We start from the raw sequence: 20,005 nt of genomic DNA on the forward strand, positions 1-20,005 counted from the left end.
CGGGATGCGTTTCCCCGAAAAACAAAGCCCCCGCATCGCCATGGACGCGGGGGCCTTTGATCGCCAACAGATCTGGGCGGGATCAGCCGCCCTCGATATCCCAGCCCAGCGCGCGGGCGACGGTGAAGATATCCTTGTCGCCCCGGCCGCACATGTTCATCACGATCAGGTGGTCCTTGGGCAGATCCGGCGCGATCTTGGTGACGTGGGCCAGCGCGTGGCTGGGCTCCAACGCCGGGATGATCCCCTCGGTCTCACAGGACAGTTGGAACGCCTCAAGCGCTTCCTTGTCGGTGATCGAGACATACTCCGCGCGCCCGATCTCGTGCAGCCAGGAATGCTCCGGCCCGATACCGGGGTAATCGAGACCCGCCGAGATGGAATGGCCTTCGAGGATCTGTCCGTCCTCGTCCTGCAACAGGTAGGTGCGGTTGCCATGCAGCACGCCGGGACGCCCACCGGTCAGCGACGCGCAATGCTCCATCTTCTCGTTCACGCCGTGGCCGCCGGCCTCGACGCCGATGATATTGACCGACTTGTCATCGAGGAACGGGTAGAACAGGCCCATCGCGTTCGAGCCACCGCCGATGGCCGCGATGACCGTGTCGGGGAGGCGGCCCTCCGCCTCCATGATCTGTTCCCTGGTTTCCTTGCCGATGATCGCCTGGAAATCGCGGACCATCGCCGGATAGGGGTGCGGGCCGGCCACCGTGCCGATGCAATAGAACGTGTCGCGTACATTGGTCACCCAGTCGCGCAGGGCATCATTCATTGCATCCTTCAACGTGCCGCGGCCAGAGGTCACCGGCACGACCTCGGCGCCCAGCAGCTTCATGCGGAACACGTTCGGGGCCTGACGCTCCACATCCGTGGCGCCCATGTAGACAATGCATTTCAGCCCGAACTTCGCGCAAACCGTTGCCGTGGCCACCCCGTGCTGGCCCGCGCCGGTTTCCGCGATGATCCGCGTCTTGCCCATGCGGCGGGCCAGGATGATCTGGCCCAGCACGTTGTTGATCTTGTGCGCGCCGGTGTGGTTCAGCTCGTCGCGCTTGAAATAGATTTTCGCCCCGCCCAGGCGTTCGGTCAGCCGTTCCGCGAAATACAGCGGACTGGGACGGCCGACATAATGCTTCCACAGGAAATCCATCTCGTCCCAGAAGCTCTGGTCGGTCTTGGCGTGCTCGTATTGCTGCTCCAGCTCCAGAATCAGCGGCATCAGCGTCTCGGAGACGAACCGCCCCCCGAAATCGCCGAAGCGCCCCTTCTCGTCGGGCCCGGTCATGAAGGAGTTGGGAAGGTCGTTGGCCATGTCAGTCCTCAATATCGGTGTTGACCATGTTCTAGGGCAGTCATGCGGGGTTTGCCATGGGCACCGTCCTCGTTCCGGCTCATTCCGGCGCTTACCGGGTCGCCGTCCAGAGCCGGGCAAGCTTGCGGCGCAAACTATGCACCGGCGCGCGGCGTCGAGATGCGGTACGACACAGCAAGGCATGAGGGTCGAACCCCAAGTGCTCGGCATAGGCCAGCACATCAGCTTCGGTATTAAACACGATGGCATCCTCGGGCGGGCGATAGCCGGGAAGCGGGCAACCCACCCGGTCTTCCATCCAGGCCAGGTCAGCCGAGTGTGCGGCAATGACCTCTCGGCAACCGTCGGGCGCGAATTCGAAATTTCGGCCTTTGACCTGCATAAGATCAGCCAGCGCACGGCGCATATCGGCATCGCTGACATCAGTCGGGGCTTCGGCTTCCCGGAACTTTCGCAGCGCATAGAACAAGGCGAATGCCTCAGCCGACAATGATGGGTTTGCTTCCACACGTTCCGGGACGGCGCGCGCCCCGATCCGATTGGCGAAATCGGTCAGCAAATCGCCCCCTGCGAAACTCGCGCGGTCGAAGATCGCATAGCTGATCGCATCACGGCCCAGTGCCTCTTCCCAAGGCGCCAGACGGGTGCGAAAGCGCGGATAGTAATACGCGGGGTCCATCCGCAACTTGCCGTTTCGCTTGATGCCCTGCTGCAAAACGCTGCGCATGTAGGAAATCGGTTCCCGCACATAGACCAAGGCGCGAACATCCTCTACGCGGCGCCGAAAATCGGCGACCATGTCGGCCGCCGACGCGTGGCTCAACCGGGGTGCCGACAGGAACTCGGCCGAGATCACAAGTGTGCCCGGCTTCGGGTCGTCGAGCGCGTCGAGTAACGTTTGCAACCCAATTTCCGGCGCCAAAGGGACATCCCGCTCGGCCAGCGGCTCAAGCGGTTGCCCGCTCAGGTGCCGTCCGTAATTGATCATCAAGCGAGAATGGTTCGGCGCACCGGCATCGAGGTAACGCAAGCCGGGTTCGTCGAGGGATTGAAAACTACGCTGGATGCTCGTCGTCCCGGTCTTGTTCAGGCCAAGATGGAGAATCAGCTTGCTCGTCATGGGGAGGTGCCTTCACCCTGTACGTTCTGGATGAACCGGGCGATCTTGCCCGCATTTTTCACCCCCGGCGCCGCCTCGACCCCGGAAGACACGTCCACCTGCTTCGCCCCGGTCAGCCGCACTGCCTCGGCGGCGTTCTCGGGCGTCAGGCCACCGGCCAGCATCCACGGCACCGTCCAGTATTTGCGCCCCGCCAGAAGCCGCCAGTCAAAGGCCAGCCCATTGCCACCGGGCAGGTCGGCCCCCTCGGGCGGTTTCGCATCGATCAGAAGCTGGTCGGCCACGGGCGCGTAGCGGTCGATCTCGGCCAGATCGGCCGCGTCCCGCACGCCGATGGCTTTCATCACGGGCAGGCCGTAGCGCGCGCGCAACTCGGCCACCCGCTCGGGGCTTTCGTGTCCGTGCAACTGCAGCATGTCCAGCGGCACGCGCGCGACGATCTCCTCCAGCACCGCATCTTCGGCATCGACCGTCAGCGCCACCTTGGCCACACCCGGCGGCACGTCGAGCGCCAGCGCCCGCGCCTGCTCGACCGAGACATGGCGCGGGGATTTCGCAAAGAACACGAAACCGACGTAACGCGCGCCCGCCTCGGCGGCGGACGCCACGTCTTCGGGCCGCGTCAGGCCGCAGATCTTGACGGAAACCGACATGGCGTGTGGATCAGCGGGCGGGGCTCGCATCCTCGATCAGGGCGAGCACCTCGTCCTTGTGCTCGTTCTTCTGGCCCTTGAGCGTCTCGACCTCGCGCTCCAGCTTGCGCGCCTCGCGCTTGTTGGTCGCCGCAGCCGCCCGGTGGCGATGCTCGCGCAGCCATTCCCAGACGAAGCCGACCAGCACACCGGTCACGACACCGCCCAGGATCACGAGAAACAGCGGCAGCTCGATCGCGTAATCGACCCCGGTCCACAGCGCCAATTCGCTAGGCAGGATCGTCAGGGAGACCGGATCACGGTTCGCCATCGCCAGAACGACGAGGCCGATCGCCACAACAATGAGAAACAGATACTTCAAGTAGCGGATAAGTTTCATGCCCACCCCCGGGTTGCAGTAGTCACGCGTCCTGGCCGTTCAACCTGTCGCGTAGCAGCTTCCCGGCCTTGAAGAAAGGTACGTGTTTTTCCTCGACCTCGACACTCTCGCCGGTGCGAGGGTTGCGGCCCACGCGCGCGTCGCGTTTCTTGACCGAAAACGCCCCGAACCCGCGCAATTCGACGCGGTTTCCATTTGCCATCGCCTCGATGATTTCCTCGAAGATCGCATTCACGATGCGTTCGACATCCCGTTGGTAGAGATGCGGATTCTCGTCGGCCAGCTTCTGGATCAGTTCCGAGCGTATCATGTCAATTCCTCCCGGCTTGGCAGCGCCGCTAAGGTCGCACTATACGTCGACACCGTACGATTTGATACTGTGAAAGCTGCCCGAAAACGGGCCAAGCGGCTGTTTCAAAGCCCTCTTTCTGCCCTTTGCCCCTGCGAAACGCGCTCCTGTGGCGCTGTGATCGACTTCCGCCAAGGGGCGATTCGCGCACCGTTCGGCTTCGGCGGCGATCTCCGCTGCACCTTCGCCAACGCGCCGCCAGAGCTTCGCGATGCAATGTTTTGAAAAGGATGCCATTGCTGTCCATCGGCAGGCGCAGTGGCGCCTTGGAACCGCTTCACGCGACTTTGGCGGTGGCTTGCAAACTGGCGCTTTCGTGTTGCGTGTCTTCCAGCCGATCGAAATCCAGGAAAAAGGTTGTTCCGACGCCCAGTTCGCTCACGTAGTCGATAGAGGCATCGTGGCGCTCGACAATCTGCTTGGCGATGTTGAGCCCCAAGCCTGTGCCGCCGACCTTGCGGATATCGGACGAGTCGACCTGGGTGAACTTGCCGAACACGCGCTCTTTTGCACCTTCGGGGATACCAACGCCGGTGTCTTCTACCGAAACGCGGATGCGGGACCCAAGGGTTTCCACACGCACATTCACCGTGCTGCCCGCCTCCGAAAATTTGAGGGCGTTTGACAGCAGGTTGTTCATCACCTGGATCAAGCGGCTTCGATCGCCGTTGATGCGGCCATCTTCGGCACAAGGCGTTATCGTGACCTGGATTCCCAGCTTGGCGGCGAAATCGGCGGTGGTTTCGACAGCTTCGGTTACGAGGTCGTTCACGTTCACCGGTTTGAACCTGAACTTCATCTCGCCAGCCTCGATTTTCTGCAGATCGAGCAGGTCATCGATCAGGACGGCAAGGGTTTCCCCATTCTTGGCCGCAATGCCGATCGCGCGTTTCAAATGCTCGGGGACTTCACCGAGGGCGCCCTTGTTCACCAGGTCGAGCGAGGCCTTGAGTGACGTCAGCGGCGTGCGCAACTCGTGGCTGACCGTGGACAGGAACTGCGATTTGACCTCGTAGGCGGCCTTCGTGCGTTCGTTTTCCTCGCGTATCAATTTCAGCTGTTCCAGCTGCTTTTGGTAATTCTGATAGAACTTCAAAGAGATGTCGGCCAAGAAATAGAGCACCAACATGATTGTGAAAAAGTCCAGCCAAACGTGAGAGTCGAGCGGTGGAAAGAACCGGATAATATCGAGAAAGGCGATAACAAGAAAGGCGACGCCATATATTGAAAGGCGCAAGAACAGGATACTCATCATCTGGCTATTGTACATTGCCGCGAAGAGCGATGCCGAGAACAGGAAGAAGAGTGGCGTGAAATGCCCGCCGGATGTCTGTTGGAGCGCCAAGCTGATCACGAAAATGCTGATGGCCGTGGCGCTCAAGACGGTATTTCGGCCTATACGCCTGAGGATCGAATCCCCTACAGAAGAGTCCGTACCATCCCACGCCGCAGACTCGCGCCCCAACCTCTCATCCAGTACTTCGGTCAGCGCAATAAGAGTGTAGCACGCTGCGGCCAGAACGGGATCGTAGTAGAAGGCCGCCAATGCTGCCACGGTCAGAAAGCTCGCGTGCCGCTTCCAGACAAGCTGATTGGTCAGGATCATGTAATCCTTGATGTGCTGCTCGCGGCCTGCCGAAGAAAACCACTGCGACCGGGCTGACCATAGCGCCTTCAAGTCCATCATGTCTTTTGCTTTCGCTTCATTCCGTGGACCCGGGTTTTGTGCAGATCAGAAGATCGCTGTAACCGCGATAAACCGGTTGCTGCCGGTGGATCTGCAAACCTGCGGACGTGACGAGGGATGCGATCTCGGCTTCGGAATGGGTCCAGTAGATACCCTTTTTCTGGGCCGTGAGGATGGCCTTGTTTTGTCTGGCGATCTGGCGCGCTTGCCAGGCGATACGAAGCGCGTTGAAGAGACCGTGTTCCTTCCTCAGATGGTCGAACAGGTAGCCCCGCCATTCCGCCACATCGAGGTATCGGCCCAAGTCGATCAGGTAGAGCCAGCCACCGGGGCGAAGCAAACGCGCAAGGTCCCTGAGGCGTTGCTCGGGCTGAGGCATGGCATAAAGCGCATGCACGCAGATCACGAGATCGGCCGCACCGGCCGCGTCGATCGCTTCGAACGGACGCCCGTCGAAGGCGATGTTCGGGTGGCCTGCCAGCTTGGATCGTGCCGCTGACATCATGCCATCGTCGGGCTCGACAAAGCGGATCTCGCTTGCCGGGCAGGACCGGGCGGCGACCTGTGTGTAGTTTCCGGTGCCGCCGCCGATATCGTAGACAAGGTCCGGCGCCTCGATCGTCGAAAGGAACGCGGCGAAATCCTGCACGAGTTCTTGATAGGCAGGGTTGTACTCGGCAAGCATGTCATAGGCTGTTGCGTAGGCGCTCCAATTGGTTGGCGCCGACGCCTGGGCCGAGTTCGGCCGATCTGATGTCAAACGTGCGATGGCCCCGGCAAGAGCGTCTGAAGGCATGCGCCAAAACTCCACAGCTTAGGTGTGAATGTTCCCCAGCCGTGTCAGGCCCGTTTCTTAAGCGGCGGAAGAACTAGATCCGCGTTAAGGAATGATCCCGGAATCGGCCTTTTCTTGGGCAGGAAGGGTCTGTTTCTTTGCACAATTCAAGGCAAGGCACCGGTATCCGCGCCTGGCCGCATTCACTCTGCCGGACGCAAGGGAACGCGGAGCGGGTGCACTTGGATGCAAGAAAGGCTGGCGTGCCTCGGTCAGGCTGCGCTCGACCGACCCACCTTGGAGGAAACGCCGGGAAGCTTGGGGAAATCGACATTGGAGTCCGGGAAGTCCTCCAACGGACCAAAGACCGGCGTGCGCGCCAGAACAGCATCACGCTGTTCACGCTTGGCGATCAGAAGCTCGATGCGCTTGGCCAATCCCGGGTAAACACGCGGTTCAAGAACGGGTTTATGACCGAGGTAACGGCGATAGAAAGCACTGTGTTCCGGCCGGACGGGAGCCAGTGCAATGTCCACGTCGTAGAAGATCGTGGCCAGAACCGGCACACGGAGCGTCAGGAAATTCAGCGGCACGCGCTGCTGGCGCGCCGTGGGGTCCACGACGAACCTGGTCGGATCGAGGATTATCTCGCCGCGCTCCAGATTTTCCTTGAGTTCGGGAAAAACCTCCAACGTCGGCGAGATCGGCGAAGCCGCCGTCACGATGTGAAGGCGCACCGCAGAGAGGATCTTGCCGTCCATCTCGACCGCGACCTGGACGCAGTTCTCGGTCTCGTCGAACGGGTCGGTCATGATTCCGCGCTCATCCTCGGCGATCGAATTTTCGGCGCGATAGCACTTGTAGCGCAGGCGATAGACCTCCTTGAGGCTCTCATTATCGGTGAGAACTCGGTAGCGGGAGTGCTTCAGTGCACTAATGACCTGCTCGTTCATGAGCGCTCCTTGCGCTTGGGCGCGATTTTGGCGTGGTGCGACGCACAAAGCGACCGCAGTCATCGCAACCAGTGGGTTGCTGCATTAGGGTCTTGAAACCGGCCTCGGTGGCATCGGATCGCAATGTCCGGTTGAGCTGGCGAAGCCAGTCGGTAGCAAGTTGGACGGGTGCATCGGTGCAAGCCGGGGACGGTTTGCTTGCCACGACCCAGCCCTTTCCGAGGAAAGCTTGAGTTGAACAGATTACCGTCTTATCAAGAGGTTAAACTGCAGAACGGCTATTGCAAGCCGATTTGTCCACAAAGCACAAATATGCCGCGGACTGTTTCCTTTCTGAGCACAATAAGGGTAGTTCTGCGCGGCCTCGACCGGAAGAACGGTGAGGCAACACCAGCCGTTTTCGCTGCGTTGCAGCTTATTGTTGAGGTGAGCGCTGAACCCATCCGCGCAACTTCAGCTCGCGCCTGTAGATTTTCAAATCGGTTTGGACGTTACAAAGCCACGTTGAGCATGACTTGAATGTCGGTCTCGCGGACGCCCGAGGCGGCGGAGGGACGGCGCAAGGAAAAGTGTCATTCCAAAGGCGAAAACGGCATACCCCGGCGGCAAACGTCTCTTCTCCGACAAAAATCAGCCCAAATCATTAGCGATAACAGAAGCGTCGGTGGGGGCCGATGATTCTGGAGACGTGATGAAAGTTATGTTGGTTGATGACGATCCGATTGCACTGGATCTCGTCGCACACTTTCTCGGTATTGCGACGCACCACAACGTCAACGCTGCCCCTTCGGCAGTCGCGGCGCTTGAAGCGATCTCCGATGCAAAGGACCCCTACGACTGCTTCTTGTGCGACATCAAGATGCCGGACATGGACGGGATCGCCCTCGTTCGGGAGATCCGCCAATCGCCGGGGCATGAACATACACCGATCGTCATGATGACTGCCTCGCAAGAGATGCAGGAACTGGGCCAGGCGTTTTCGGCGGGGGCGACGGACTATGTCAGCAAACCGGTTGACCTGCACGATCTGCCGCGGCGGCTGCAAGCGGCCCAACGGCTCGCCTTGGACAAGGCATGGCAAAGTCAGCAGGCGGGCCGGTCGGGCGAGGCAAGACGCGATGTCTACGATGCGGGAAAGAACTGGTTCCAGGACCCTGTCCCGGTGCGTGGCGTCGAGGGTTTGATCGACTATGTCGAATTCGAAAACTACCTCCGCCAGCTCGTGCGAAAGCCCAGGGCGCGGCTCTCGACCGTCGCGGTTCGGATCGCCGACGAAGATCGGCATTCTGCGATGCGGTCCTTGTCAGGGTTCGAGGCCGCACTGACCCTTGTCGGCGATGCCATTCGCGGCGCCCTCCTGACAGATGGTGGGGTGATGTCATACCGTGGTGACGGCACGTTTCTTTGCATCTTGGAACGGCGGATGAAGCTGTGGCCGAGTGCCGATCGTGAGACGACCCTGAACGCGCTTTGCCAAGACATCGCCGAAGAACGATCGCAGACGCCCGTTCTTCTGCTGGTTGGCCAGGAAGTCCCGCTTGGCCAAGGGGCCTACGCCGATGCGCTTGATGCGCTGGCCACGGCAGTTCTCAGCGCCGAGGCGCGCAGCGTTGCGCATGGCGACGTCTACGGCCAGGACATGCACGCAAGGCAACAGCGCCCTCGATCGCTCATGCGACGTCATCCCGAAGAGGCACGTCTGGAAAAAAGTGCCTACTCGGACCTGCTGACGTCGCTCATGGACGACCGCAACGACGATCGCTGGCCCAACCGGCTCAATAGCCGCGGTCCGACTGGGTAAGGATATCTCACATGGACATGAAGATCCTTGCTGTCGACGACGAACTTCTCTTTTGCGAACTGCTCTCGGCAGCGCTGAAGGAAATCGGTTACACCGACGCGAAATACACCACCTCTGCAAAGCAGGCGCTGGAATTCCTGAGCGTTCCCAGCAACAATTTCGATTGCTTTCTGGTCGACATCCAGATGGCACCGATGAACGGCATCGAGCTTGTCCGTCGCATCCGTGCCATCGAGCGGTTCCGTTACACGCCGATCATCATGATCACGGCAAACGCGGAAAAAGCGTCGATCGATAACGCGTTTCTTGCCGGTGCCAACGACTACATCACCAAACCGCTCAAACCCGTCGAGCTGCAAGCGCGTCTCTCCATGGCCGCAAGCCTCGCGGAAGCGAGGCGGCAGACGCAGCTTCTAAACCAAAGCGTTGTCGACTCCGATGATGGTCAATCGGTGTCCTTCGCCTTTGACAAGCCTTACCTGATCGATGAACCGGATTGCCTGACAAGCGTCATGGCAATCGAAAACTACCTTCTCAAACTCGGAAATATTCGTCTCAAATCCAGTGCGGCCGTCGGGTTCCGCGTCGCCAATGCCCGCGGACTTCTCGATGAATTCGGCGGAGTGGATTTTTCGGATATCATGGCCGACACGGCAACTGTGATCAGCAGCGCACTTGGGCGCACACCGCATTTGCTGGCTTACACCGGCAGTGGCCTTTTCGTCGCGGTCACGAACGCAAAAACTGCGGACGAGTGGGAAAACGTGCGTTGGGAAGTGGCCGACATGATATCCCAACTGGGGCCGGTGTATGAAGGTGCCGGGTTGCGTCTGCCTGACGTCGTCATGGGCAAACCGGCCACCGTGAGGCTGTTGAGTTTGGAAAAGCCGACGAAGATGATCACACGGGCTATTGCGTCGGCCAGGAAAGCTATCTTTTCGGACAGTAACAAGTTAGACCAGTCAGTATATGGAAGTGCGAGCAAATATGCAGGTGTCATTGGATAGTGCGAAATACAAGCTGGTCGAAGAACATCTAGCGCGCCTTAAAGACGAGTTCAGGAAAAACCTGGACGAGCGCATCCTCAAGATCGAAACCTGTTGGATTGCAGCCAAAGACCCCGAACTGGCCGAAAACGCTTTGGCGGTCGTGATCCACGAAGTTCATCGCCTTGCAGGTACGGCCGCATCTTTTGGCTTTCACGCGATCGGAGAGGAAGCCGCGCAACTGGACGCTCGATTGCAGAGCGCCCTCCAACAAAGCTTTTCGTGGAGCATGTTCGAAGAGTTCGATTCAAAGATCGAATACCTGCTGGACCTGCTTGAGGCGGAGTTGCCCTGAACCAAGCCAAGGCCTGACCTCCCCCCTGCGCCTGAACAACGACCAACATCCGGCGCCCATGGCCATGGAAGGCTGGGTCCCGGGTTTCTTTCGGGTGGTTTCCGAGTTGCGCCAGCAACCGCGCCCCTGTGCGAGAATTTGGCGGCGCATATCGCGCAGTTGCCCAACCAACGCCGACCGGCAAAATGGTCGACCGGCTTCAGCTTCCGGCTGGATGAACGCCCCGCGGTAGGTCAGCTGGATGTGGCTGCGGTGAAGGATCTGGTCGAAAATGGCAGGAGCCACCGTACACGCCCGTCCTGCTACGGAAGATCAAAGCGCCGTGCGTCGTCGGGCGATTGCTCCATCTGCCCAATCGGGGTAGTATCATAAGAGCTAGGGTCGCGGTTGGATGAAGGGTCCGCGCCAAGGCATGCCCGCCCCGATTTCTTCGAGCATCTGTTTTCGGGGGTGACCAACGGTTTGGCAGGAGGTAGAGCCTCTACCGGCCACGACCGTTAACGCGCGACGGTCTTAGCCATCTCGTCTTTGCGGTCGCATACTGAACGGACCAAAGTGTGTTTTGCGGTCCGGCGCAGCAGTTTCTCTCAAGAGGAACTCACCGGCTGGAAATTTCGAAGAGCAGATGTGTAACGAGTGTTCGAGTCTCCGAAAGTGAACTTTAAGCCATTGATTCGTAAGGAATACCATGGCCGAAGAACTGAAACGCATCCTGCACGTCGACGACGACGAGGATATTCGCGCCATCGTCCAGCTTGCGCTTGAGGTCGTAGACAGTTTCGAGCTGCTGCAATGCGCCTCGGGAAAAGAGGCGTTGGAGAAAGCCTCTGAGTTCCGGCCCCAGCTCATCCTTCTGGACGTGATGATGCCATGTATGTCGGGCCAAACCCTGGCCAGCGAATTGGCAAAGGAAGAGCCGCTCCAGCATGTCCCGGTCGTGTTCGTCACGGCCAAAGCAGAAGCTGAGTTTACCGAACAACTGTTGGCCGAAGGTGCAACCGCTGTCATCACAAAGCCGTTCGATCCCATGACGTTAGGAAGCGAAATCAAAAGCATCTGGGACGAGAGCAAGCGTTAAGGAATGCCCGGATGCGCTGATCTGCCAGCGTCTCCAAGCTCATGCTCGCCAGCATCCTCCCACGCGCTTCTCCGGCATGCGTGAGCCGCGTCCACGTGAGACTTGCCGAACGGATTTGCGATTTGGGTTTGAGCTGAATTCGCTTGATATTCTGGCGACCCCTCGAGGACGATCTGCCTTACGGACGCGACGAGGTGGTGCTGCGCCTGACGCCGCAAGGCGCGGCGCTCGGGCTATCCGAAGACGAGATTGGCGCGGAATTGTTCGCCCGCCTGCGCGGGATCACGGCGGCCGAGTTTCCCGCCGGCACGCGCACGACCGAGGTCACCGTGCGCCTGCCCGAAGCGGAACAGACCGCCGATTTCCTTGCGGCAACCCTGATCCGCGTTGCGCCGGGACAGTTCGTGCCTCTGGGCGAGATTGTCACGGCCGAGACCCTGCGCGCCTTTTCCACCATCACGCGGGAAAACGGGCGCCGCCTCGTGACCGTCACCGGCGATCTTTCCGAAGACAACCCCGCCCGCGCCGCCGAGATCGGAACCCTCTTGCAAGAGGACCTGCTGCCCGATCTGGCAATCCGCTAAAATCTCGATTGGGATCTGAGCGGATTGTCGGTGCCAACTGGCTCCGCGAAGCCCTTGCAGACAAGGGGATCGTGCCCTGCATCCCCGCCCGGCGCGGGCGGAGGAAACCCGCCAGTCACGACCGGAAGCTCTACAAGCAACGCCACAGGGTCGAGAACCTCTTTGCCCGCCTCAAGGACTGGCGCCACATCGCCACCCGCTACGACAGATGCTGCGAGCTGTTCCTCTCCGCCATCTGCATCGCCGCAACCGTCATGTTCTGGTTATGAGTCCTGACCCTAGGCTGAGCCGCTTGTGACCGTGATCCAACACGCGGATACTTGAGATCAACGAAAATGCGTTCGACTGGCGGAAGGCGGCTTGCCTGTCGAGAGGAGTACGAATGAACGATAATCCAATCACCGGGCAATGCCTTTGTGGCGCTGTGAAATTCCGAATATCGGGAGAATTCCAAGCCTTTTTCCTGTGTCACTGCTCCCGCTGCCGTAAGGACAGCGGCTCGGCCCATTCTGCAAACTTGTTTTCGTCCACGGCCAGTCTCACCTGGGTGTCAGGGGTGGAAAGTATCAAGACATTCGAACTTTCCGGTACACGCCACGTGAAGTGCTTTTGCTCCGACTGCGGGTCTGCGCTTCCAGTTTCCCAGCCGGAGCTTGGTTTGCTTGTGGTGCCGGCAGGGTCGCTCGACAGCCGGATCGACATACGACCCAACGCGCATATCTGTTGGTCCAGTCGCGCGGATTGGGATAACGATCTTGCCTCCATCGACAGGATCGAGGGGCTTCCAGCCTGAATGGTCGAACCGATGAAGTGTCTCGGGCAACAACCTGACCATGAGGACGGGACCGTCAGCTTCATCTGCGCAGCCGACACTCAGCCTTGCCGTGATGCCGTGGCTTGCATGAATGTCCGGACCGATGAAGCTACGGCGGGTCATGGTTAGTCGACACGAACGGCCGGTTCGGGGTGGAGGTGCAAATGCCGTGACCTCGAGAGCGAAGGCGCGAAGTGGAATTTCGCTGCGTCGGTCACGAATGGCCGTACTGTCCACGCTGCCAAACTGTGCGTGCAGGCATGACTGATCGTCGAATGGCGACGGGCGCGTCAATCCATCGACCAAGGTAGAAGACGGCCGCCCGTTGCAGGTAAGACCAATGATCGCCAAGAGGGCGTTAAGTGACACAAGCCTGTCGCAGCCTGTCAATCACAGACAAGCCCGCCGTCGACTACCAGCGTCTGGCCGGTCACCGCGCGCGACCACGGCGAGGCGAAGAACAACACCGCGTCGGCCAGATCCTCGGGTGTGGTGACGCGGCCGAGCGGCGTCAGCCCGGCGATCATGTCGAACACCGCCTCGGGCGTCGCGGCACTGGCGTCGGTGGTGCGCAGCAACCCGCCCGCCACCATGTTGACCCGCACGCCGAGCGGCCCAAGATCCTTGGAAGCGGTGCGTGTGAAGGCCATCAGCGCCGCCTTGGCCGCCGTGTAGTCGTGATAAGGCACCACTGGGTTCTGCACGAGGTTCGTGCCGATGGTTACGACGCTGCCGCCACCCTCGGCCTCGAAATGGGGGCGCATCGTCTGGATGGCGTGCAACGCCCCGCCCACGGCGACCTCGGCCTGTCGGGCCATCGCGGGCCATGTCAGCGTGTCGATCTTGGCCCGGTCGTCGCCGTTAAACGAAAAATCTGCCAACGCATTATGCACAAGGGTCGTCGGCGGGCCGAGCCGGTCGGCTACGTCGGCCACCATGGCGGAAACGGCATCTGTATCCGTGACATCGGCCTTGAAGGCCATTGCGCCGGGGCCAAGCTCTTCGGCCAAAGCCTCGGCCTGTGCGGCGCTGTTGCGGTAATTGATCGCGACGCGGGCGCCCTCGCGGGCAAAGGCGCGGGCGATCGCGGCGCCAAGGCCGCGCCCTGCGCCGGTGATCAGGACGGTTTGGGTGTCGAGTGCTTGCGCCATGGTCAGGCCTCCGGAAGGAACGCGTGGAAGTGGTGGACGGGGCCGTGGCCGGAGCCGACGGATAGCTCGCCTGATCGGGCGATGGCCTCGGCGATGTAGGATTTCGCCCGCGCCACGGCCTCGGGCAGCGGCAGGCCATGGCCCAACTGCGTCGCCAGCGCCGAGGACAGGGTGCAGCCGGTGCCATGCGTGTTGCGCGTGGCATAACGTGTGCCCTCGATCCAATGGGCGCCCTCTGCGGTCAGGAGCAGATCCGGACTTTCATCGCTTTCAAGATGCCCGCCCTTCAACAAAACCGCCTTTGGCCCCAGTGCCAGCAAAGCTTGCGCCTGCGCTTCCATGCCGGGCCGATCCGTTGCCATGTCGGTGTGCAGCAGGTCCGCCGCCTCAGGCAGGTTCGGCGTGATGACCGAAGCCAGCGGCAAAACTCGGCCGCGCAGGGTGGCCACGGCCTCGGTCGCCAGCAGGCGATCGCCCCCCTTGGCCACCATGACCGGGTCCAGAACCACGGGCACAGACAGGCCTGAGAGCGCCTCGGCCACAGCCTCGATGATCGCGGCGCTGCCCAGCATGCCGATCTTCACGGCGTCGATGCGGATGTCGTCGTGGATGGCGGCGATCTGAGCGGCCACCATGTCGGGCTCGGTCAGCGTCACGGCGCGTACCCCTTGCGTGTTCTGCGCCGTCAGCGCCGTGATCGCGGCCATGCCATAGCCGCCATTGGCCGAAATCGCCTTGAGATCGGCCTGGATGCCGGCCCCGCCGGAGGGGTCGGATCCTGCGATGGACAGGATGTTGGGGATCATGGCTGCCTCCATGTGTTTAGCAGGGCGAGGGTCGCCGCCTCGGGATCCGCGGCGCGTGTCACGGCGGAAACAACGGCCATGCCAACCGCACCTGCCTGTTTCAGGGTCGCGATGTCGCCCGAGGTGAGCCCGCCGATCGCGATTGTCGGCACCGATGCGGCCGCGACGATCCGGGCCAGGCCCTCGGCCCCCATGGGGGCGGCCGCGTCGGGCTTGGTCGCCGTGGCGCGAAACGGGCCCGCGCCGATATAATCCACGCCCTCGGGGATGCGGGCGCATTGCGCGACGGTTTCGATGGACAGGCCAAGCAGAGCATCCGGCTTGATCCGGTCGCGGGCGCGTAGCGGGTCGCCATCGCCTTGACCGATATGCAGGTCGGCACCCGTTGCGCGCGCCACTTCGACCCGGTCGTTGACGAAAACGCGCACGCCCATGGGGGCAAGATCGGCCAGCAACGCGTCGGCCAGCCGAGCGACCTCGACATCCGGGGCGCTCTTGTCCCGGATCTGCACCGCCCAAGCCCCACCACGGGCGGCGGCCATGGCCTGATCGCGCTGGGGAAGCGGCGCATTAGGGTCGGTCACGACGTAGACCGGGCCGATCATGCCACGACCTCGATCCGGGCGGCGGTGTTCAACGCCTCGGGCGTCAGGTGATAGAGCGCATCGAGAAAGGCCACCTGAAAGCTGCCCGGCCCTTGCGCTGTTTCGCCTGCAACCTCGCCCGCGACACCATAGGCCGCGAGCGCCGCGACGGTGGCGTCAAAGGCGGGCTGGCCCGCGCAGAAGGCCGCGATGACCCCGTTCAGCGAGCAGCCCATGACCGTGATCCGCGCCATCATCGGGTGGCCGTTGGCGACACGTGCGGCGCGCGTGCCGTCGGTGATGAAGTCGACCGGACCGGACACGGCGACCACTCCGCCGGTGCGTGACGCCAAATCGCGGGCCGCGTCTTCGGCAGCCTCGACGCTATCACCGGCATCGACCCCGCGCGCGGCCCCGCCCAGACCCGCCAGCGCGAGGATTTCCGAGGCATTGCCGCGCACCACGGTCGGCTTGAGGTCAAGCAGCTTGGCCGACAGATCCTGCCGGAACCGCGTGGCCGCCACGCCCACCGGGTCGAAGACCCAAGGGCGGTCCGCCTCGCCCATGACGGCGGCGGCCTCGTACATCGCGGCGCCCCAGTCCGGGTCCGCCGTGCCGATATTGACCGTCAAGGCTTGCGCCAAAGCGGCGAACTCGGCGGCTTCCTCGCGGGCATGGACCATGGCGGGCGACGCGCCGATGGCCAGCAGGACATTCGCCATCACGTTCATGGCGACGAAATTGGTGATGTTGTGAACAAGCGGCGTGGCCGCGCGCATGGTCGCCAGAGATGATCCTGGGGTCTGCATTGTGCCTCCTTTCAGACGGAGGCACGGCAGACGGACTCCCCAATTGGGCCCATCCCCGCAACTTCCTCCGCCGGCATGATCCGGGTCAGGTTCAAAGGGTGCTTCTCAGCCCGCGCATGGCGGACGCCCCTGTTGCACGTTGAGAATTGGCACGGAGGTGGGAGGAATACAAGCGGAGCTGCTGATCTGAAGAGGCGGCTGTCGATGGTTTGCGCTATTCGACGGCGTCGACCGCCCCTGTCAGGCAGGTTGCTCTGCCGCAAGTTGGTCGAGGATCCGCCCGTAGGCATCCTCGCCCTGCGCGCCGACCACCAAATGCTGACGCTGGAAGACCATGGCAGGTACGCCGGTGATGCCCCGCGATGTCCAGAAGCGTTCCTTTTCCCTGACCCGGTCCGCACGGTCCCCGCGTTCCAGAACGCCAAGGGCCGCGTCACGGTCGAGACCTGCCGAAGCGGCCACATCCGAGAGGACTGCGTTGTCAGAGATGTTGCGTCGTTCGGAAAAGAACGCGGCGAACAGGGCCATGTTCATGTCATGCCCCCTGCTCTGTTCATTGGCCCAATCGATCAACTGATGCGCCCGAAATGTATTCCACATGCGCATGTCGTCGGCATAATCGAAGGTGAAGCCAAGCGACGCCCCCAGCGTTGTCAGCCGGTCCCGTGCCGCGCGGGACTCCTCAGGCGTCGTGCCATACTTGGCTGCCAGATGCTCGCGCAGGTTCTCGCCGTCTTCGGCCATTCCCGGGTTCAGCTCGAACGGGTGCCACACCGCATCGAGCGCGATCCGTCGCGCCGCAGCCGCCGCGGCCAGCTGGTGATAACCAATCACACACCAGGGGCAGACCACGTCCGAGACGATATCGACACGTATTGGCATCTTGCTACTCCTTGAAACGGGCGGCATTGGCCGAGGCTGCGGCCGCGATGTCGCCTTTGCCGAAGGCCGAGGGACGCGGCTCAGGCAGTTGCAGCGCGGCCTGCGTTTTGGGCCGTGCATCCAGACGGTCGAACCACGCGTGCAGGTTCGGCAAGCCTTCGACATCCACGGTCGCCCAGAAATGGCTGCGGGCCCAAGGGTAGGTTGCCATGTCGGCGATGGACATGTCATCGCCCACCAGCCAGTCGCGCCCCGCAAGGCGCCGGTCAAGCACCTCCATCAGGCGGCGGCTTTCCTTTACGTAGCGGTCGATGGCATAGGGCACCTCATCGCCATTGGGTTTGGCAATGCGCTGGAAGAACATCGCCTGCCCCATCATCGGCCCGACATGCCCGACCTGAAAGAACAGCCATTGCAGGGTCTCGGACCGCTCGACCGGGTCTCTGGACAGGAAGCGGTCGTATTTTTCGGCGAGGTGCCACAGGATGGCGCCGGATTCGAAGATCGCGCGGTCCTCGGCCCTGTCCCAGATCGTCGGGATCTTGCCGTTGGGATTCAGCTTCAGATAGTCCGGCGCGTGCTGCTCTTTCTTCGAGAAGTCGATGTTGACCAGATCATAATCGACCTCGGCCTCGTGCAGGAAGATCAGCGGCTTCCAGCCGTTCATCGTGTTGGCCGTGTAGAGAACGATATCAGGCCGCGACATGGTCTGCCTCCGCGAAGACACTGTCGAGATGGGCGTCGAAGCGAATGAGATCGGCCTCGACCTGCGGGGCTTTCATCACGTCAAACGCGCCGAAGCTGGGCAGCGGCGTCATGCCGAAGAACTTGGCGTTCAGGTGAACCGGCCGCAAAAGATCGTCCATCGACATGCCTTCGAAGAAAGGCTCGGCGGGATCATCAAAGGATTCGCGTGGGGCGTTGAACGTGGCCGAGATCATATAGTGCGTGCCCGTCAGCGTACCGCCCATGCCGTAATTCGCCTTGGGCGTCTCGGACGTGCGGCCATCCCCGGCGCAAAGACGACCGTCCATGCCCGCGGTGTAGACCTCGTCCGTGTATTTCTTGAAGGACCACGGCACGCCCATCCAGTTCACGGGAAACTGCAGGATCACCGCATCGGCCCATTGGTGGTTTTCGACCTCGGCCTCGATGTCATAGCCTTCGGCGACGGTGGTCAGGCGCACATCATGCCCCTGCGCGGTCAAACGGTCCCGCGCGCGGTCGGCCAGCGTGGCATTCAGGCGACCGGGGGCAAACCCGTAGGGCTGTGCGCCGTTGAGGATGAGGATCTTGGACATCGGTAGTCTCCATGTTTCGGGGGCCGCTTGACTTGCGGCTGTGTTGGACGGAAGTTGAGTGTGAAGATAACCAAAAGCAACCAGTATACTTTTAGTAACCTGAAATGGACGACCGGAGGCAAGATGGACGCACGCATCGAAGAGGATGAGAAAGGCCGCAGGTATGTCCATGATGCCTGTATCGAACCCTGCGCCATCGAACGCGGCATGCGGATCATCGGAGGCAAATGGACCGGCTCGATCCTGTGGCATCTGAAGGACGGACCCGTGCGCTTCAACGACCTTGCCCGGATGATCGGCGGGGCCTCGAAGAAGATGATCACCGAACGCCTTCGGCAACTCGAAGCGCAAGGACTCGTCCGGCGCGAGGTGCTCGATACCGCGCCAGTGTCGGTGCATTACGAGATCACGGAGTTCGGCATGTCGGCCTTGGGCTTTCTCGATGAGCTCCGGAAATGGAGCGAGGGCCTTCCCAAGGCGCTGACCTCCGATGGCCAGTGACCTTCCACGGCTCAAGCCCGTCCCGCTGCCGGCGATCCACCCGGTTCCGGAATACGAGGCGGCGGGCGCCCTGGCGGATGCCTACGCGCGCACCAAACGCGGCCTCGGGGTGCCATGGATGGGCGTTGTCGCCATGGCCTTCGCGCACTATCCGAATTTCTACAACTGCCTCTGGACGGCACTCGAACCCGTGATCGGGACCGAGGCGTTTGCGTCGTTCTGCCGATCCTTGCGGGACGCGGCCGAGACGCAAGCCGAAAGGCTGGGGCCACCAGATATCCTGCCGCGCCTCGAAAGTATGGGCTATGGGCGCCGCGAGATCGACGAGATCCGGGCCTGCAACGAAGTCTTCTCGGATGGCAACATGCCCTATCTGCTGATGGCCACGCTGGCCCGGTTGCTGCTGGAAGGTCATGCATGGCAAGGGCAAGCCTCCGCCGGCACCCGGCAAACGCCGGTTGATGCCAGTCCGAAGCCCACCCTGATGGAAGCGCATCACGTCGATCCGACGATGGCAGCGATCTATCAGGATATCCGCGAAACGCTTGGGCTGCCCTTCGTCAATACCGACTACCGCGCCTTTGCCCGCTGGCCGAGCTACTTTGCCCCCGCTTGGGCCGATCTCAAAGGTGCGGTCACCGGTCCCGGCTACGTCGATGCGGTCGAGCACGTCCACCGCATCGCGACCGAGCTGGCTCTTGCCTTGCCCAACGCCGCGAGGCTGACGTCCGAAGCCCTCCGGGACGCGGCAAAAGCGGATGCGGAATTGGACGACGTTCTATCCGTCGTCCGGTTGTTTCAGTGGCTCTTGCCGGGACTGGCTGTGAATGTCGCTTTCCTCAGGGCACAGATCGTGGCCCGATAGGCAGACCTAGTCAAAGCAGCCAAGAAGCCGGCCGCTGAACGCCAGTCGCCGTTCACGGCACCATGTACGAACGGCAAGTTTGTGCTCGAAGTGCCGGGGCCGTGAGTTCAAGTGCGAGGGGCGAAGAGCGGTGTTTCACCCGCAAATTACACCAAGGTCCGTTTGGCGTGCCGATCAACCCTACGGCTTTGTAGCGTTATTCACCATATAAGACCCTGTCACGGTACTTCCTCGCAGGAGAGATTGAATCATGATCCTTA

At 61.6% G+C, this 20,005-nt stretch carries 23 protein-coding genes, 1 pseudogene and 1 riboswitch; of the genes and pseudogenes, 9 read left to right on the plus strand and 15 right to left on the minus strand.

What is annotated here, in order from left to right; all coding sequences use genetic code 11:
* Positions 1-82: 82 nt before the first annotated feature.
* From trpB to KUV65_RS08575, 8 genes are all read right to left on the minus strand, one after another.
* Positions 83-1,312: a tryptophan synthase subunit beta gene (gene trpB, locus KUV65_RS08540; RefSeq protein ID WP_222189411.1), complete on the minus strand. Its 1,230-nt coding sequence runs from the start codon at positions 1,310-1,312 to the stop codon at positions 83-85.
* A 91-nt stretch (positions 1,313-1,403) separates the two neighbouring features.
* Positions 1,404-2,432, minus strand: a complete 1,029-nt coding sequence (locus KUV65_RS08545; RefSeq protein ID WP_222189413.1) for a hypothetical protein — start codon at positions 2,430-2,432, stop codon at positions 1,404-1,406.
* Complete coding sequence (locus KUV65_RS08550; protein WP_222189415.1) at positions 2,429-3,085, minus strand: phosphoribosylanthranilate isomerase; 657 nt, start codon at positions 3,083-3,085, stop codon at positions 2,429-2,431. The genes KUV65_RS08545 and KUV65_RS08550 overlap by 4 nt, the downstream gene beginning before the upstream one ends.
* Positions 3,086-3,095: 10 nt before the next feature.
* On the minus strand, positions 3,096-3,464 hold the full coding sequence (locus KUV65_RS08555) for a lipopolysaccharide assembly protein LapA domain-containing protein (protein WP_222189417.1): 369 nt from the start codon (positions 3,462-3,464) through the stop codon (positions 3,096-3,098).
* A 22-nt stretch (positions 3,465-3,486) separates the two neighbouring features.
* On the minus strand, positions 3,487-3,774 hold the full coding sequence (gene ihfB / locus KUV65_RS08560; RefSeq protein WP_222189419.1) for an integration host factor subunit beta: 288 nt from the start codon (positions 3,772-3,774) through the stop codon (positions 3,487-3,489).
* Positions 3,775-4,090: 316 nt separating this feature from the next.
* Positions 4,091-5,500 carry a sensor histidine kinase gene (locus tag KUV65_RS08565; protein ID WP_222189422.1) on the minus strand — a complete coding sequence of 470 codons (1,410 nt, stop codon included), beginning with the start codon at positions 5,498-5,500 and terminating at the stop codon, positions 4,091-4,093.
* Positions 5,501-5,516: 16 nt separating this feature from the next.
* Entirely contained in the window at positions 5,517-6,296 is a 780-nt protein-coding gene (locus tag KUV65_RS08570; protein ID WP_222189424.1) for a class I SAM-dependent methyltransferase, read from the minus strand.
* 251 nt (positions 6,297-6,547) lie between these two features.
* Complete coding sequence (locus KUV65_RS08575) at positions 6,548-7,228, minus strand: N-acyl amino acid synthase FeeM domain-containing protein (protein ID WP_222189426.1); 681 nt, start codon at positions 7,226-7,228, stop codon at positions 6,548-6,550.
* Positions 7,229-7,919: 691 nt separating this feature from the next.
* Here KUV65_RS08575 and KUV65_RS08580 point away from each other — a divergent pair.
* The 7 genes and pseudogenes from KUV65_RS08580 (at position 7,920) to KUV65_RS08610 (ending at position 12,825) form a co-directional block, all read left to right on the plus strand.
* Positions 7,920-9,029, plus strand: a complete 1,110-nt coding sequence (locus tag KUV65_RS08580) for a response regulator (RefSeq protein ID WP_222189428.1) — start codon at positions 7,920-7,922, stop codon at positions 9,027-9,029.
* Positions 9,030-9,040: 11 nt separating this feature from the next.
* Positions 9,041-10,036 carry a response regulator gene (locus KUV65_RS08585; protein ID WP_222189430.1) on the plus strand — a complete coding sequence of 332 codons (996 nt, stop codon included), beginning with the start codon at positions 9,041-9,043 and terminating at the stop codon, positions 10,034-10,036.
* On the plus strand, positions 9,999-10,370 hold the full coding sequence (locus tag KUV65_RS08590; protein ID WP_222189432.1) for an Hpt domain-containing protein: 372 nt from the start codon (positions 9,999-10,001) through the stop codon (positions 10,368-10,370). The genes KUV65_RS08585 and KUV65_RS08590 overlap by 38 nt, the downstream gene beginning before the upstream one ends.
* Before the next feature lie 688 nt (positions 10,371-11,058).
* Complete coding sequence (locus KUV65_RS08595; protein WP_222189434.1) at positions 11,059-11,448, plus strand: response regulator; 390 nt, start codon at positions 11,059-11,061, stop codon at positions 11,446-11,448.
* Between the two features lie 143 nt (positions 11,449-11,591).
* Entirely contained in the window at positions 11,592-12,032 is a 441-nt protein-coding gene (locus KUV65_RS08600) for an efflux RND transporter permease subunit (RefSeq protein ID WP_222189436.1), read from the plus strand.
* 29 nt (positions 12,033-12,061) lie between these two features.
* Positions 12,062-12,301, plus strand: a pseudogene (locus KUV65_RS08605) (transposase); the annotation flags it as partial.
* A 113-nt stretch (positions 12,302-12,414) separates the two neighbouring features.
* Positions 12,415-12,825, plus strand: coding sequence for a GFA family protein (locus KUV65_RS08610; protein WP_222189440.1), 411 nt, complete (start codon positions 12,415-12,417; stop codon positions 12,823-12,825).
* A gap of 407 nt (positions 12,826-13,232) precedes the next feature.
* Here the strand turns inward: KUV65_RS08610 and KUV65_RS08615 are convergent, their stop codons facing one another.
* The 7 genes from KUV65_RS08615 to KUV65_RS08645 all read right to left on the minus strand — a co-directional run bounded on the left by KUV65_RS08615 (position 13,233) and on the right by KUV65_RS08645 (position 18,379).
* Positions 13,233-13,997 (minus strand): 3-oxoacyl-ACP reductase, encoded by a 765-nt coding sequence (locus KUV65_RS08615; RefSeq protein WP_222189442.1) that lies wholly within the window; start codon positions 13,995-13,997, stop codon positions 13,233-13,235.
* A gap of 2 nt (positions 13,998-13,999) precedes the next feature.
* The gene (gene thiD / locus KUV65_RS08620) at positions 14,000-14,803 is read right to left on the minus strand and encodes a bifunctional hydroxymethylpyrimidine kinase/phosphomethylpyrimidine kinase (RefSeq protein WP_222189444.1); all 804 of its coding nucleotides are present in this window, start codon (positions 14,801-14,803) and stop codon (positions 14,000-14,002) included.
* Positions 14,800-15,408 (minus strand): thiamine phosphate synthase, encoded by a 609-nt coding sequence (thiE, locus tag KUV65_RS08625; RefSeq protein ID WP_222189446.1) that lies wholly within the window; start codon positions 15,406-15,408, stop codon positions 14,800-14,802. Before thiE ends, thiD begins: the two co-directional genes overlap by 4 nt.
* Complete coding sequence (thiM, locus tag KUV65_RS08630) at positions 15,405-16,196, minus strand: hydroxyethylthiazole kinase (RefSeq protein WP_222189448.1); 792 nt, start codon at positions 16,194-16,196, stop codon at positions 15,405-15,407. Before thiM ends, thiE begins: the two co-directional genes overlap by 4 nt.
* 45 nt (positions 16,197-16,241) lie before the next feature.
* Positions 16,242-16,337: riboswitch (TPP riboswitch) on the minus strand.
* A 99-nt stretch (positions 16,338-16,436) separates the two neighbouring features.
* On the minus strand, positions 16,437-17,078 hold the full coding sequence (locus KUV65_RS08635) for a DsbA family oxidoreductase (RefSeq protein WP_261331623.1): 642 nt from the start codon (positions 17,076-17,078) through the stop codon (positions 16,437-16,439).
* Positions 17,079-17,082: 4 nt separating this feature from the next.
* Positions 17,083-17,784, minus strand: a complete 702-nt coding sequence (locus KUV65_RS08640) for a glutathione S-transferase family protein (RefSeq protein ID WP_222189452.1) — start codon at positions 17,782-17,784, stop codon at positions 17,083-17,085.
* Complete coding sequence (locus tag KUV65_RS08645) at positions 17,771-18,379, minus strand: NAD(P)H-dependent oxidoreductase (protein WP_222189454.1); 609 nt, start codon at positions 18,377-18,379, stop codon at positions 17,771-17,773. Before KUV65_RS08645 ends, KUV65_RS08640 begins: the two co-directional genes overlap by 14 nt.
* 123 nt (positions 18,380-18,502) lie before the next feature.
* Between KUV65_RS08645 and KUV65_RS08650 the strand changes: the two genes are divergently transcribed.
* Both KUV65_RS08650 and KUV65_RS08655 read left to right on the plus strand, forming a co-directional pair.
* Complete coding sequence (locus KUV65_RS08650; protein WP_222189456.1) at positions 18,503-18,880, plus strand: winged helix-turn-helix transcriptional regulator; 378 nt, start codon at positions 18,503-18,505, stop codon at positions 18,878-18,880.
* The gene (locus KUV65_RS08655; protein WP_222189457.1) at positions 18,870-19,745 is read left to right on the plus strand and encodes a halocarboxylic acid dehydrogenase DehI family protein; all 876 of its coding nucleotides are present in this window, start codon (positions 18,870-18,872) and stop codon (positions 19,743-19,745) included. Before KUV65_RS08650 ends, KUV65_RS08655 begins: the two co-directional genes overlap by 11 nt.
* The last annotated feature ends 260 nt before the right edge of the window (positions 19,746-20,005 follow it).

It is taken from the genome of Maritalea mobilis (genome assembly GCF_019800885.1).
GTDB classification, from domain to species: Bacteria; Pseudomonadota; Alphaproteobacteria; order Rhodobacterales; family Rhodobacteraceae; genus Roseibacterium; species Roseibacterium beibuensis.